General features: G+C 40.8%; 10 protein-coding genes. 2 read left to right on the top strand and 8 right to left on the bottom strand.

The window, feature by feature from the left end; genetic code table 11:
* Positions 1-1,222: 1,222 nt before the first annotated feature.
* The 4 genes from KHS79_RS21770 to KHS79_RS21755 all read right to left on the bottom strand — a co-directional run bounded on the left by KHS79_RS21770 (position 1,223) and on the right by KHS79_RS21755 (position 2,919).
* Positions 1,223-1,513 carry a type II toxin-antitoxin system RelE/ParE family toxin gene (locus KHS79_RS21770; protein ID WP_094789924.1) on the bottom strand — a complete coding sequence of 97 codons (291 nt, stop codon included), beginning with the start codon at positions 1,511-1,513 and terminating at the stop codon, positions 1,223-1,225.
* Positions 1,513-1,770, bottom strand: a complete 258-nt coding sequence (locus KHS79_RS21765; protein WP_094789923.1) for a type II toxin-antitoxin system Phd/YefM family antitoxin — start codon at positions 1,768-1,770, stop codon at positions 1,513-1,515. Before KHS79_RS21765 ends, KHS79_RS21770 begins: the two co-directional genes overlap by 1 nt.
* Positions 1,771-1,886: 116 nt before the next feature.
* On the bottom strand, positions 1,887-2,168 hold the full coding sequence (locus tag KHS79_RS21760; RefSeq protein ID WP_212722102.1) for a hypothetical protein: 282 nt from the start codon (positions 2,166-2,168) through the stop codon (positions 1,887-1,889).
* Positions 2,161-2,919: a ParA family protein gene (locus tag KHS79_RS21755; RefSeq protein WP_094789921.1), complete on the bottom strand. Its 759-nt coding sequence runs from the start codon at positions 2,917-2,919 to the stop codon at positions 2,161-2,163. The genes KHS79_RS21760 and KHS79_RS21755 overlap by 8 nt, the downstream gene beginning before the upstream one ends.
* A 350-nt stretch (positions 2,920-3,269) precedes the next feature.
* Between KHS79_RS21755 and KHS79_RS21750 the strand changes: the two genes are divergently transcribed.
* Entirely contained in the window at positions 3,270-3,989 is a 720-nt protein-coding gene (locus KHS79_RS21750) for a hypothetical protein (protein ID WP_212722100.1), read from the top strand.
* 438 nt (positions 3,990-4,427) lie between these two features.
* Here the strand turns inward: KHS79_RS21750 and KHS79_RS21745 are convergent, their stop codons facing one another.
* On the bottom strand, positions 4,428-4,772 hold the full coding sequence (locus tag KHS79_RS21745) for a DUF7673 family protein (protein ID WP_212722098.1): 345 nt from the start codon (positions 4,770-4,772) through the stop codon (positions 4,428-4,430).
* A 375-nt stretch (positions 4,773-5,147) separates the two neighbouring features.
* Positions 5,148-6,116: an IS30 family transposase gene (locus KHS79_RS21740; protein ID WP_212722096.1), complete on the bottom strand. Its 969-nt coding sequence runs from the start codon at positions 6,114-6,116 to the stop codon at positions 5,148-5,150.
* A gap of 449 nt (positions 6,117-6,565) precedes the next feature.
* Between KHS79_RS21740 and KHS79_RS21735 the strand changes: the two genes are divergently transcribed.
* Positions 6,566-6,847, top strand: a complete 282-nt coding sequence (locus KHS79_RS21735) for a hypothetical protein (RefSeq protein ID WP_212722094.1) — start codon at positions 6,566-6,568, stop codon at positions 6,845-6,847.
* Positions 6,848-6,988: 141 nt separating this feature from the next.
* On the opposite strand, the gene KHS79_RS21730 is transcribed toward KHS79_RS21735, so the two are convergent.
* Both KHS79_RS21730 and KHS79_RS21725 read right to left on the bottom strand, forming a co-directional pair.
* Positions 6,989-7,279 (bottom strand): hypothetical protein, encoded by a 291-nt coding sequence (locus KHS79_RS21730; RefSeq protein WP_212722092.1) that lies wholly within the window; start codon positions 7,277-7,279, stop codon positions 6,989-6,991.
* A gap of 439 nt (positions 7,280-7,718) precedes the next feature.
* Positions 7,719-15,512: a neuraminidase-like domain-containing protein gene (locus KHS79_RS21725; protein WP_212722089.1), complete on the bottom strand. Its 7,794-nt coding sequence runs from the start codon at positions 15,510-15,512 to the stop codon at positions 7,719-7,721.
* Positions 15,513-15,834 lie beyond the last annotated feature (322 nt).

Genomic DNA, 15,834 nt, shown 5'->3' with positions numbered 1-15,834 from the left:
GCCTATGGGTGTATGCGTTAACCATGCGTGTATCCCCACCCCCTATAACAATCGACATTTAATTTATTTATTTTATTTTTAATTAATTATTTTTATTTATTTTATTTTCCTATTTATTTTTTAATTAATTAATTTATTTATTTATTCTGCTATTTATTTTATTTTTAGTCGTTTTTTTGAAGTGCTTTGGGATTTATTAATTAAATTAATTCTATAAATTATTCTGGCTAGAGAGATTATATTTTTCAGTCAAATATCTGATTTATTGTTTGAATTAATTATTTTAATGTTGATTTAATGGTGTCTTTCTTTGGGGAGTTATCTGTGGGGGTGATCTTATATCAATCCATCATCCTGATAATATGTGATGTGTTTTTTTGGTAACTGCTAACTCTAAACTACAAGTGACTACTTTCAACGCAATACTCATAAACTCGCCACTATGGGGGTGCAAGCCTTTGTATTACTCTGGGGGTGTATATGATTTTACCTATGAGCATGTACCAATCCCTTGTTTTTCATTGCCAATTCATACCAAGATCAACAAAACCAATTGCCATTTGCCTACCTTCCATTTCCAGGCTCTCCCAAGCCTTTCTAAGCCCTCATTATATGATACCCACTCCAATACACCTCACAGCCTCAAATTACACTCTGAGAGCCTAACAGCTCCTCTGATAACCTATTTGGGCTTCCATTCTAAGATAGATAGGTCAACCAAGAAATCTCAATAAGTGCAATAGGTGCAACCTAAATAAGAAAAGCATTGTAAGGCCGTGTCCCCTCGGTGAAGGTGTGTAAGAGCAAATTTTTTAACTCGCACGCTTGCCGAGAGGACACGAAACACAAGTATTAAAGCCTACTGAGAATAATGTACTAAAGCTCTATCGTAATGGTCATGAAAGCCTAGCATTTAGACAGTTTTGTAAGCTGGAAGAAAATCAAGCATTATCCCATGATGAGCGATTTACAAAGTTTAATAACTTGGTTCAGACATAACTATTTTAAATCTTATCAACCCAGAGTAACTTACAGTAGTGGAAGTAGCTCAGCGCAGTAGAAATAAACTACTCCTCCCTGCCCTACTCAGTTATGAACAGCTATCAGCCTAGATCACAGCAAACCACTTGGGTGCAACCTGTTGCATATAGCTGATGAATTTCCAGATGCAGCAATGCAGTATAAGCAAATCCATTTACGTGCAATAGGTTGCACCTAATAGTTAAAGATGCTTAACAGGATCTCGGCGCTTATGAAGGACTCTAACCACAGTGATTCCATGTGATTGTGGCTGGTAGTATAAGATATGACTTTCATAGGGAAAGCTGCGTAGGCCAGAGCTTAGAGAATCCCTTCTTAGCCCTAGTGAGGGCCTATCAGCAAGTGCTCCACACAACTCCATAAACCCATCCAGATATTGATGTACTTGCTGCTGTCCCCATTGCTCTCTTGTGTAGTCAACGATACTTTCTAAATCAACTTCGGCTTTTGCAGTAAACTTAAAACTACTCACTACACCACCTTACTTTTCAAGCGCTCAATCACTGACTCACCATCAACTACATTACCTTCATCGAGGTCCTTTAAACCCTCATGGATAGCTGCTCTTAAGCTTTCCTCTTTAAGCCTTGCAAGCGCCTCATATTCAGCTGCAGACATGACTACAGCAACAGGTTTACCGTTCTTATTAATTCCTACTGGCTCATACTGCGCTTTAATCAGTAGCTCGCCGAATTCCCGTTTCGCCTCGCTCGCATTCAAACTTTCCATTATGTACCTCATATCGATCAATTTGACTATTTTAATCAATTTAACCCTTTCCGAGGTATCTGTCTAGCCAAAGGAAAATAGCTAGACTCCTCTCTAGGTGCAACCTATTGCATCTATTATGACAGCTGCTTTCTAATTACTTCAGCAAGCGCTTCGACAACATTTGGGTCATCAGCCAAATATGTCAGTGCTCTTAGTGTCTTGTTATCTGTAACATTCTCACCAGTTTCAACACGTAGCAACTTTGTTAGTTTCTCAAGATTTTCAGACTCCGTTTTAGTCAGCTTCACACCTTTGGTGGGCCGTTTATATGTACTCTCTCTGCTAGATTGTTCTGTAACTGTACTAGTAGGAACCGCTTTAGGCTTTGGCTTTACTCCCAACCGACGATTAAACATCCATCACCTCTTGAGCCAACTTGTCATAGTCTTCTACCGCAGATCTGTCACCCTTATGCATTGTAAGGGGAACATAATCCATTTGAGCATTGTTAATAGGTTTGCTTGTGCGAACTTTCGTACTTGCTACATTATATTCACTTACTAAATCAGCCATTTTAGTATTGATGCTTGTGCTTCTTAGGTCGTACTTATTAAACAAGATAAGATAATCAAGCCGATTATTATCAACTTCCTCGATAATATTCAAAATATCAGCAACACCATCCAGACTAAAAGAACCATCGATAGGAATCAGTGCTAAATCCGCCGCATTCAAAGCATTAATAGTAGCAGGGCCAACATCTGGGGGACTATCCAGCAATATACAATCAAACTGATCGACTAACGGTGCAAGATGTTTTTTTAGAATTGAGTCTCGGCCAGCGCGATTATTTACAAAATCATATGCATCCTGTTGTTGTAAATGTGCACCAATAATAAATAAGTTATCTATAACCTCACCACCAGGGTTAGCAGCAACCACAGCTTCTCCCGCTGCTAACTTTCTATTCATGAATAAGTCCATAATCGTGTACTTCAGCTCACGAAAGTTATTCACTAAACATGATGTAGTGTTGGCCTGCCCATCAAGATCAAGCACTAATGTCCTATACCCTAATTTTGCAAGCGATACACTTAAGTTAATTGCTGTACTCGACTTCCCTACCCCGCCCTTCTTATTAGCCAAAGCTATAATTTTTGCTTTCATACGCCCCCCTATACCACTCAAATCAACAGGTGCAACCTGTTGCACTTACCTTAGTTATTGCTTAAACAATAATCATACTAGGCAGCTTAGCACCTTATAGCATTCTATGTGCAACCTGTTGCACATGATCATAAAATGGTCAAGTCACTTGTATGTATCACTCACAATGTAATAGGTGCAACCTGTTGCATACGTCAGTCATATAACACTAGTTCATCCTATTAATTCACACTCTAATCAAGCGACAACGTATTATATGCAACAGGTTGCACCCATAACCCACATTGCTTTGATTAATTGAAGTGAAGTAGGGGAGGGCAGATGTTGTCGTGTGAACTCAAGGAGTAGTAATGGATTCAGACATGATAATAAAAGAGCTAGATCAGTACCTCTCTAACTTTTGGGATAAAGACGTCGTCCAGCAAACACAAATCATTATTGAGCTACTTGAACAAAATGGAGTACCAGTAAGCAGCAAGTCAGACTATTTAAGCACTGAGTCCATTTTAAATAAATACCTGGACACTAGGTATGAATATATTGAAGACAGAGAAAATCAAAAACAATACATGGATGAAGTAGGTGTTGAAGAGTATATAGATGGTTCCTTATTTGATACTGGCCGTATAAGTGGCATGCTTTACATGTTAGTACCTGATTGTTGTATTATTCAGTACAACGCTCTTGAACTATATCAGCTTTATAGTTTATGGGAAAAAATACTTTCTCTTATTGAACCAAGCAAAACAAGTTGGAAAATCTTGAATGATAAAAGGTTTGATTCAAGTGATGGAGAAGAGTGTTATCAATTAACCTTAGCCATAAATGATGAAAGCATTACATTCTCATACCATGACTCTTACTTATGGCTTGAACCATTCTTAAACGATGTAAACCATGTTTTCCAAAAGTTAAAATTAACTGATCCTATATACTGCCTGACAATTAATGAAGTATGGCTTTGTTTTATGTATTTGCCTCTTCGTATTCACCATGTAGCCAATTATCTTTATCAAGCCTATACCACTGGAGAGGTGTATGATGTTAGTAGCCTTCTAGGCTACGACTAACCTCAAGTACAATAAGGTGCAATAGGTTGCACCTGGCTTCAAAGCTAAGTAAATCAATATATGCAACCTGTTGCACCTAATACCCATTAACTAATAAGTCCATCTATACTGCTTATGATGTCATTGTCATGAAATAAAACTAAGGCGCTACCCATAGTCAAATTGTTTGATTTAGTAATACGTAATACCAAAAGTGATATCATCTTACGCGAAAATCGTCAAAATAGCCGATAACAGCGGTTATCGGAAGTTTTTTCGAGGGGGTTGAGTAATCTGGGGTGGGGAAGGCGCACTAAGGGCATTAGAGGATATGAAAGCTTGAATGCCGCTAACAAAATAAGGCATATGTTAATTTTAAGAAAATGGATACAACTGTAGTTAATTAAATAAACAGCAAGTTAATGACAAGGAATAATTCTTAAGTTAGGAGGGCAACATTTACACGCCATTTGCTTTTGCTTGACTTCTATACAAATCTGTATAGCGCTCACGATTTTTCAAGTACTTCCATTTTTTTGCAAGAAGTGAAAAAACAGCATCGCCATCAACAATTACTGTCTGTGGCTCAGACCAGTCTTGGGCACGACTTCTCAACACGATCAACGCGGCTTCTAAGTAGTCATTTTCCAAATTACACAGGTCTGCTGCACTTATATGGTAGTCATAACCCCGCCAGCAGCTCAAAAGTACCTGAGCGGCAGCTTCAGCACTAAACCCATTATCTCCTAAAGCGAGTTCGGCTAACTGTTGTACAGCCTGACTAACGTCTATTCTGCTTGCCATCTTAGTTTTTAGTCCGTTTTTTATATTGTATAGAATGGTTAGATATACCTATTATAGTTTATATAACCAATTCGTTAATACTCATTATTGAGTATTAACTTTCACCCTTTAATATCTCATTTAAGTTGTTACATAACATATTTATTCAAACTATTACTGGATAATTAACTTTATGATTCCACCTTATATTTTTAGATTGATCCGTAATGTGTACCAAAAGTCTACCACTGGTGAGATGATCTGGCATTTTGATAGTAATACAAAAAAATAACTGTTGAGTTTGAAGATACTATTATTTCAATTAAACGTTTTTTAAATATAAATCAACATAAATATCAATATAAGGTTCTTGGTTTCAACTAATAAGTGCAATTCTTAATTAGCGAGTAAATCGACTCGCCACCCTAAAAACATTTCATTCGGTGATTTGAAATTCCTTGTTGCCCTCGGGCGTTCATTCAAACGATCCATTACAAACTGAATATCTTCATCACTCACTTTATTAAAATCCGTGTCCTTTGGAAAATACTGTCGTATCAAGCCATTCGTATTTTCATTCGTGCCACGTTCCCAGGATGCGTACGGATTAGCAAAGTAAATATCTGCTTCCAAACCCTCTCCAATCAACTCGTGGGCTGAAAACTCAAGACCATTATCAAACGTAATCGTCTTTACCTTCTCTTTCATTTCAGCCATCGCTTTCACAGCCTCTTCGGCCAAAAGATCTGCACGCTTGCCTGTTAAGCGCCTTATCACTGTATACAGCGTTTTGCGTTCAACCAATGTTAATAATGCGCCCTTGTGACCTTTGCCAATGATCGTATCTCCTTCCCAATCACCAATCCTATTGCGCCTATTAACGACATCAGGACGATCGTTAATACTCACGCGATTCTTTATCTTACCTCGCTTGTCATAATGGCCATAGCGCTTACGATAGGGCTTTGGAACGATTCTAAGGTGCGTATATAGATCACCACCTTCTTGTTTATCTTCATACACTCGTTGATAAACCGTCTCGTGGTGTAACGAGGTGTTTTCATGTTTTTTTAAATAGCCTACAACTTGCTGTGGACTTAGCTCCTGGCGAATCAGTTTTACAATTTTGACGTGTATTTCATCGGATACTTTCCGTGCTTTATAAGCTGATGATCGTCTGTCATCTGACAGCTGCTGTGCCTGTTTGGGACGATATCCTCGAAGTCCTTTATTACGCATCAACTCACGAGAGATGGTTGATGGATTTCGTTCCAAGTTCTTAGCAATTTCTTTTTGATTTAATCCTGCTTTTAAAAGCGAATAAATCTGGTATCGTTCATGCTCAGTCAGCTGATTGTAGTTCACAGTGCTTCATCTCTTGGTCGGGAGAAGCGCAAACTCTATCAGCTGGCTTCTCTAATGCCAATTGCACTTATTATCCGAAACTGCGGTTTTTTATTACAAAGAGCTTACTAGTTTAAGGTATTGTTTTTACTGCCATCAAAATGACGAAGCCTTCGAAAGCGTTGAGCAACTGTTTAACTTTGTGCTAACTTGTATGAGTCACACTGACGCTCCCCTTGAAACGTTATAAACGTGACTTTCTTTTTCTAAGGAAAATTCATATTTTACATATAGAATGTTTCACCATCATTTTTCTGATCAATATAACCAATTAATTTATACTTATTATTGAGTATTTTTTCTAAATCTTTAAGATATCCTTTCAGTTGTGACAAAATATATTTATTCTAAATACTATTTAGGTAATTAACTTTATGATCCCACCTTATATATTTAGGTTGATAAGTGATGTGTACCAAAAATCAATAACGGGTGAGTTAATTTGGCATTTTGAATGCCATACAAAAGAAATAATTGTTGAGCTAGAAGATGTTATTATTTCAATTAAACGCTTCTTTAATACACATCAATTAAAGCATCAGTTTAAAGTGTTTTATTACGAAGAGTTAACACATTCAAAGTACTGCTTTTACTCCCACCAAAGTGATAACGCTTTTGAATCCGTTAAACAACTGTTTGAGTATGTGATCGCACGGATGGGTCATACCGGTGTTGCTCACTCAATGACATAATAATCTGCTTATATTTTTAAGTAGGCTAGAAACAGCTGGGTGATAACTAGTAAAGAAAACCAAAACAGGACATACACCCAAACTGCTCGGCTAAACAGTAGCTCCCTAAAACACTCTTTCAGTACTTTCCAGACTTCCATCTTAGGCTTCAGCGACATGAGAAGCCTGTGGTGGTCTTTGACCAGGAAGAAAGTGAAGCGCTTGGCTTAAGCAAATATCCCGTGGTTTAATTATCACCAATTTGTCATGTTGTTGGTCTGACAGATACTTTCGAATGATATTAAAGAGGCTCACCTGGGAACCAGGTATCTGTATTACCCACATAAACTGCATGATTTTTTGAGCACCCAAATCCTCCAGCTTTTCATCAATAGAACAGTAGTCATCTAAATCCCCATCATGTAGCTCATAAGCAATATAGTAAATTGCCATTTGACCTTTTCCTTTTGAAGTGGATATACAACAAACATAGCATGTGACTACTGATTACACTCAAATCCATTAACTTTAAAGAGATATCAAGTTAGTAATTACTAACATTAAGCACTTTTTACTTATCACAAAAAGTTCCGATAATATAAGTTATCGGAACTTTTTTTAGGGGTGATATAGTATCGGTGTGAGGCCGGCGCACTACGAGCCCATCGCGGTCATACACGAAAACGGGGAGTGAGGCCGCAAGTAAGTACACGACATGGAGTGTATAGTTAAAGGGCCAAGACCATTAACTATAATAAATAGACGACATATGTTGTATTTATTTAAATAAAACTCATGGTACAAATACGTCAGCTAATAGAAGGAGTTGCAAAGAAAAAAGAAAACAACCGGCGCTGGCATTCGTAAAAAAGCAGCGCCTAAAACCAAAAAATTAGCCTTGAATCGCCGTGTAAGTCACTTCAATCATGACATCTTTTAAATGATTATCCAGCATGTCTTGCATCTCTTTCGCAAAAGCCACTTGCGTGGGCGTCGCTTTTTTTCTGGTGCGTTTAGCATTATGCTGATCCAAGCAAGGAATACTGAGACGCCAACTGGAAACCGCCCCCGTTCTTTTAAATGGCATAGGCATCTCATCACTCCATGTTAATCGTTGTGTATCAGTTACCACTTCACTGATTGGGAGCATTTTGTTTACAGGTGTCATTTTTGTATTCCGATGCATATGGACCTGGTGCCCTGTTTGGGTTAATAAAGCACCCATTTGCATGTTTTCATTCACTCCATGGAATGTAACTTTAATATCGTCTATTCGCTTACTTCGTAGTTGGGGTATATATACATCATAGAAATCTTGATCTAGTGTAAATTCACACCAGCCTTGTTTACGTAAATTATCGAGTAATGAAATACCCTTATCGCTAGTTTGTGACGCTAATGAAAGTTGGAGAGTATTTCTAATTACGGTATCTGGCTTATTATTTTGATAATCCAGATCCATATGAATCATAAAATGCTCCAGCTTATAGGGGTATAAGAGCATAGTTGCAAGGGTGTACTTTGAGTTATAAATGGGAATGTTAGGATATGTTGGGCATTGTGAGGTAGCACTCTGATACACAGTTTTAGCAATGTCGCACATTTCATAAGCACTACTCGCGATATCATCATATATAGGGACCAGTTCGTTCAAAAATCCCTGATAATAAGATGCATTCAGTGTGGCATTTTTTATGGCTTCTTCATTGGCAAGCTCACTACCATAGGCGCCTACTTCCATGTTAAATGTAGCTTCGTTGATCTTTTTTTCGAGCTTTGCGGCACGTACCTCAGATGAAAGCTCAGTGATTTCACATGATTTTTTAGCCATAAAAATGGAGGCCTTTTTACCATCGTCCCCCTTTATATAGTTAAAGAGTTTATATAAATCTTCACTGACTATGTGAACAGCTTTAGTGTTTTTATTTGTTGCTTGAATGACGTCAGAGGTGATTGGGTCAATACCTCCGCATGACAAACCTGCAATCATGGTAGAAGGTATTTTAGCGAGTGACTTCGAGTGTAACAGTTTTAGATCTGCCTCTGCTTTAGTTTTTTTATTTCTTGCTTCTTCCTTTACTGTGTTATCCACACCTAGTGATGATGGTAATATTTCATTAATAACTGTGTTCGCGTCTTTTATCGTTTGCGCTAAGTCGTTTGCTATACCTATGGTTTTAACAGCCCATTTTAGGTAGTAGGCTGTGGCAAGTGATAGCTCAGTAAGTACTGCCGCTAGTCGGGCTCTGGAGGCTACCACGTGAGCCTCACTTTGCTCGATCATTAATTTCTGTACAAATTGGGGTGAACGTTTGTGGTGGTCTTTGTTCGGATCATCATATGAGTCTGGTGGAATATAAAGGTCATCGCGATCAACATCCTCATACCCTGTTGTCACTCCGAGCTGATAAGCCAGCTTAATGTTGTAAGAGTCAAATTTATCATAAGCACCCACAATACGATCACTGAGCCGGATTAATCTATCCACTGTATCCTTTGCCTTGGCAGAGATAGTCGGATACTCAAGAGCATCGATGATCGGTGTAGTAGGAGAAGTTGGCTCATCTGACTGAGTATTACCTTGTTGATTAGCTTTTTGTAATTCACGTGGATTGATCTTTGGCGCATACAGTGGCACATTGAGTGGTTCGCCGTTGATGTCTTTCCAGTCCCGTAAATTCTTAATGCGCTCATTTAATGAGGCAGACAAGGCATACAACTCATAGTTAACAGGGGTAAGCAAGGCCACTTCGCCATTGAGTACCTGAGTGAGTGTGGGGTTACTCCAAACGGTTTGATCCATATTGAAAACATCATCGGGTCTTTCAAGCTCTAATAAACCCTGTGCTTCCACATAAATCATCTTGGCTTTTTGCAAGGATTCCTGGCTGGCTAAACTGTACTGGTCATCCCCCGCCTGGATCATCATCTGTAGAAACTGACGAATAGTGGCATAGCCATAGTAGCTCGGATTTTGGCAGGCAATCAGGTCTGGGTCATTAAACCCATAGTTTGTATATTCACCATTTTGTGTTTGAAAAGCATTTTGAATTGGCAATACACCCCACTTTTCACCAGCGCTTGTTGCTTGAGGGTTGTATATCTGCTTAAACCACTTAATCGCGGCTTCATACTGTTGATTATCGGTAGCCGCTGAAGCAATCATAGACGGGATATGGTAGAACAGCTCCCAGCCATACTGACCATAGGCTCCATTAAAGTCAAAGATCTCATTGGGAGGGAACGCTTGGTTTATATATGTAACCTCTAATGCTGTTTCTTTTGCAAGGAGTGCATCCCAAAATGCGTTAACATCACCTTCCGGTAGTTGTTGGTTAGTTTTATTGAAAAGACTTTGACAGCCATTCTGTGAGGGAGCTTGCATGGTGACCGATTGGAGAGCTGTAGTATGGTTAACAGAGACTAACGAGCTCGTTGTGCAGTTGGCTATAGTAGGAAAGCAGAGATAAGATTCAAGATTGGTGGTGCTACTATGAGTGTATGCAATAAGCTCAGCTGGAATATCTTCACCTTGATAGGTAAAGTTAAACGTTATTCTTCCCAATGAGACTGTAGTAGGATTATCGTTAGCTTTGAACTCACCAGTAAAACCAAGAGCCTCCAAATAATAAGCATCTTCTAAAAGATAAGTTACTCGCACGTCAACTGTTACACTGCAATCGCTACTTGGTGTGAGGTAAAATTTAGGGCTCTGTTTTGCTGAAGAGCTGTTGATAAGTGGGGTACTTATAACTTCAGGATGAGAATGCAAAGTAAAATCAGGCAGGTGTTGATCAATGTACCACCAGTTTGGGCTTGTAATTTGAGCATTATCAAGCTTTACATTAAAAGAGGTTTGTAAATAACCCCTGCTGGAAGTGTTTTCATCAGCTCTTCGGTAGGGTGTCTCAGCGTTTAAAAAATAATTATCTGATTCATAGGTTGAAACAATGTTGTCATTGTGTGTATTTGATTTAACTATGACAGACCACTTCCCTGTATTATGATCTAGAAGAAGTTCTACTTTGACAGATAACATACAGTCAATATGGCATGAGTCATAAGCAAAGGAAGAGGAAAGAGTTGTATTAATGACTTTCTGCGTTTTCGTCTGCACTGCACTGTTATTTAATACATGACTACCGTGTTCTAAACGTGGCCCATACGCATGAAAATACTCACCATCTTCCAAATTCAGGTCATATTTGCTCAACTGTATAATAACGCCACTGTCTTCAGTTACTGATAGTTCACTCCAGCATGTGTTAACTCGCAGGTCATATTCCATATTTGCCCCTATCACACTGTTCGATAAGGTAAAAGAAGCCAACAGTGAGTTATCAACTTCATTAACTGTTTGACTGATAATCACATTTTCCGGTTTATTGGAACGCCCCTGAAACTCCTGTAAGTGAGATTCATCTAAATTAAACTCAAATGAGTTTGCACAGTTAAGTTCTAATCCGGCATTAGCCTTGGCATAGAGCGGCTGAAATTCGTAGGTTTCATTATCAGGCTCTGAGCTGGTTTGTTGTAACTCCATCCAAATAAAGTAAAGCTGGTGCTCTGTTACACCGACTACTATATTGGACACAATTTCATTCACAGCAGGAATGGACAATAACTGCCAGAAGGTCCAGGTTAAACTGGTTAACCAATCTTCGCGCTCACTTAGTGTGTCAGTATTGATGTCCACTTTTCGGTAATAATACGCGGGGTTATGAATTGACTGACTCACAAAGTGGTAAGTAATACGCGGATCATCTTGATAATATTCTTTGCAAAAGCTAATGACTTTAACTTCAATCTCTTCCTGTAAACTTTCCAGATAGCTATACACCTGTTGATCGATATCCTCATCTTCAAACGATGAGCTTTGAATACCCGACATAAAACTTCGGTAGGCGCTGGATGACTGACTGCGCATTTCGGGCTCAATATAATTACTGGGATAAATCGCGAGTTCTTCGTTGGCCTGCCAAATACGATACTCTTTGTCATAGGGCCAACTGGTTTCAAGTCCGATGGGATTGTGAATCTCGACAGGGCTTTCTAAATGGGACAAAGCACGATAGATATATAGCTGCAAGGAACTATGGGCTTCAACAATGACACTGGTAGGCACTTGGCTGCTGACATTGACATCTAGCAACAGATAGCGGTACAGACTTTCATTATCGAAGACGACTCCAAATAGCGGACTACTGTCTATCCACACTAAGTTTTTCATATAAAGTGCAACTAAAGCATCCCGTTTGCGCTCGGATGATGCGGATTGATACAGTTGTTCCGGGTCACTGCTTTCATGACGTTGAATGGCCAGTTCCGCCGAGGCGCATGCATTTTGGTTATTGACTGGATCAATACTGCCTGTTGCACACTCCAGTAACGGAATCATTTCTTGGGCGCTGAGGTCCAGTTCAATGCCGATATCAATACGGCGTGCCATGTGGTCAATGGCCTCAGCATGGGTGGGGAGTTGTTGGTTATCTAAATCGTTGTAATACGTCAAAATATCATCGGGGTGGCAGCCCAGTAGTCCCGCCAGAATAAATGCGTTGATATTTTCGGTGCCTGCCTCTCCATCACTTGCATTCACTAACGCTAAGTACGCCAGCCAGCTTTCAGCAGTGGCACTGCCTACTTGTAGGTGCTTAAAGAGGGTCAGTGCATAGATTGTAGGCCAATCCAGCGCACTTGAGAGCGTTAAATCAGCAGAAAGCCAACGTTCGTCATTGCTATTGGTGGGATCTTGTTGATTCAGTTGCAACACCAGCAATCCAATGTCTTCACCCAGTAGCTGATGCTTTTGAATAAACGTTAAGCGGTTCCGCAGATCCCACAATAAGCTGGTTCTTTCTGCTGAGATGGGGGGGGCATTCACACTGGGATAATCCCAGGCTAACAGTTTTTGGGATAACACATAAATATTGGTTTCAGGGTAGCCCAGCCAAAGCAGCATCGGCTTAATGGCACTTTGGCTGGCGTTCGTGTTAAGTTCGGCTACCTTATTGAGGGTGGTGCGGTCTTGTTGGAGCTTACCGTTCCACACGGTATTGGTCAGGTTGGCTTTATATTGCACTCCATTATCGTCACCTGGTGGCCATATACTCCATCCTGATGTAAGAGTGCCATTGACAAATGATTCAACGTCATCTTTGGCCTCAGACATCACCAGCCCATAGCTATCAATGATGCCATTAGTAGTAAACTCGTTCAGTAAGTTGTTGCTTCCACCATTGTCAAGATACACATCTTCATAGCGCGTAAAAGTTTCTTCAGTGACTTTATTGCCTGCCATCGCGTCTTTGAGTGCCAGAAGCCAAGTTTTATTTGCTTTATAATTCAGAGGATCGGTTTCATGTTCAGTAGGACTGCTTAACGTTTCACTGAGTGACTCAGGGCTATAGCCATTATCACTCATCCACTGACATAACCAGATCAGCTTGTTTATACCACTTAACGCGGTAATGGGTGTTGCAGAGAGAATTTCGGAGGTTAACTGGAATCGTTCATCACACAGTTCCAGCGTGTAGAGGACTGAGAGTCCACCCATTAATTGGCAGACGGTGGGAATACGAGCGATTTGGCTGAGGACTTTTTCGTCGAGTATCAGGTCCCCATTATTATAGTTTTCAAGCAATGGCGTAATAGCATCCCATTCCGCTTTAGAAATTTGCAAGCCAGCACAGAGGAGACCTTTAAGCTCATCATCGTCATCAACGGTTCCAATGGTAATGCCAGAGTCAAGGCAGGCTTCTCTAACTGTCCTGGCACCTTCTTCCCCAAATAGCGTACGAAGCTGGCTATAAACGATCGTTTCCGGCTCTTCTGTGCTGTCGGGCTGAGTGGGAATGGGGACAAAGTAGCCATAAGGGTTGAGGGTATAGATCAGACCCACATAGGTATTGGCATCCAGTCCCCAGGTGTCACGGTAGTGGATGAAGTGAGCGAGAAGGTTGAGTCCTGCATCGGTCAATTTTTTAACGGGCTCTGTAGTGCTATCCGCATTACAGCTAGTAGCTTCAGCAGCGCCCTCACAAGACGCTATCCAATCAAGATCTACTGGACTGATGCCTGTGCCTTGGCTAAGACGAAGTAGGTAGTTTAATGATCGGTGTCTAGGTGCTCTTAGTTCACCTTTACCCCCATCTTTTGTGTCAGAAATTTGGAGGGTGCCATTATCGATATGTAGCCACTGGTCTGCATTGGTATATAGGGTGGCGCCAAATAAGGCTGGAGGTACCTCTATGATTTCCCACTTACTTCCTGTTGAATAGTAAGTATGTAACAAACCGTAAATATAAGACTTTTCTGTACCATTTACGTTGAGGGTTATACCCATACTTGCATGAACTATTACTTGAATGGATTTAGTTGAGTGATCGCTTGCTGGTGGAAATGTAATTTTGCTCACATAACTATCACCATTGAATGTACTAATTACAGCTTGGTCGCATGAATTAAGAAATCCACTCAGATCATCTCCACTAATTTCCATGCCATTGACGTTATGAGGGTACTCCTGTGAGTTTTCCCAGTGTAAACTAGCACCTAGGTCATCAAACGCCTCATACTGCCGATACAAAAGATTCAACTCATCCTTACTCATGCCCATCCGATGGATAAAGTCATCAACAGGCACTTTACCCTCATCAGGCCCTGTATCGCTTGTATACCCCAGTAGATCCATCCATGTGTTGACACTGTCAAGCTCACCTTTTAACAGCGCGACCTCATCCCCGATATTACCCGTATTCATGGTGCCCAGCTGCAGGGGCTCAGCCACATTGTTGATAAAATAGTAGAACTTGCTTGCATCACTAAAGCTTTCAGGGCGTGCAATGGGCTGAGTCCTCAAATCCAGTGCATTCAGGCTTTCAACCCCCAGTGATTGCATGGCGAGCTGGGTGTTTTCGATATCGGCGACATAGGGTAGTGCGGGTGGGAAAAACACATTTTCTAAGTCAGCATGCTCAAGCTCTGCCGTCTTTTTGTTTTCAATACAGGCGGTTAGCACATTATTGACGATGTGGATGGTAGGGATTTCTTTTTTGGCGTTGGCTTCGCTGAGCTGTATTTGGAGGATATCCGGCCGACGTTTATCGATGTGGTAAATGTCATCCTCTTCTCTGGCTATACCGTAGTCATAATCGGTGCCATTGGCATTCGCAATTTGATAGAGGTGCGCCAGGTAACCGCCGGGTGAGGTTTCCGCTTGAATAGCATTGGGCATCGCATGCAGGTTACCGGCCTCTCTTACCACCGCTCGCGCCCAGGATGGAATACTGTTTAATGCCCCTTGAATGCGCCGTTGGGTCGGATCGGTGGCGTTCAAGACATCGCGGCGTAAATTAGCGGTAACCTGAGCGGCTTTAACACATTGTTTTTTGAGTTCATGGCTGAGGCTGTCCTTGCCCTCGGTAGAAGCACGGGCACAGGCGGCTTGGGCAGTGTTGGTAAAACCATATTGGGCGATTTGTTCACGCAGGGCCTGATGCTCAGGGTTGGCTTTATCCAGCAGGTTGAATAAGGCGTCACGTTTAAGTGAACCCAGGGCGCGTGGTCTGATTTTACGGGGTCTTTTCCGTTGTGGTCTCCGCATCATCTGTCCTAACTGCTTTTGGACACGCTGTTCGATTGCTTTTATATCATCATCACGTTCACGCGAACTGATTTTTTTCATGGTGGTGCCTTAGTCAGAGCGTCAATAGGGTGCGGTGCTGCGTTCGCCACAGGTTTTAAACATAAAAAAATCTTCACCCCGCCACGCATGGCGATGTCTTATGGGGTTGATTAAATGGCTCACTGACGAAAACGGTCAAAGGTTTGCGTCAGTCATAGGTCGTGAATAACTATCTTTCTCTCACGGGTGAGTGGGGTAATAAAAACCGTGTGCTGTTAATCGTTCTGTTAGATCCCTTAGTGAAAAGTATAGGTAGTCCATCATCACTCATAGGCGAAACGGCGTGTTTTGTTTTGACTTAGTAACCAGGAAATGACAGCGG

This window comes from Zooshikella ganghwensis (assembly GCF_018263875.1).
Taxonomy (GTDB): Bacteria; Pseudomonadota; Gammaproteobacteria; order Pseudomonadales; family Zooshikellaceae; genus Zooshikella; species Zooshikella ganghwensis.
Note: the sequence above shows the minus strand (reverse complement) of the source record. Positions and strands in the feature narration are given on the sequence as shown.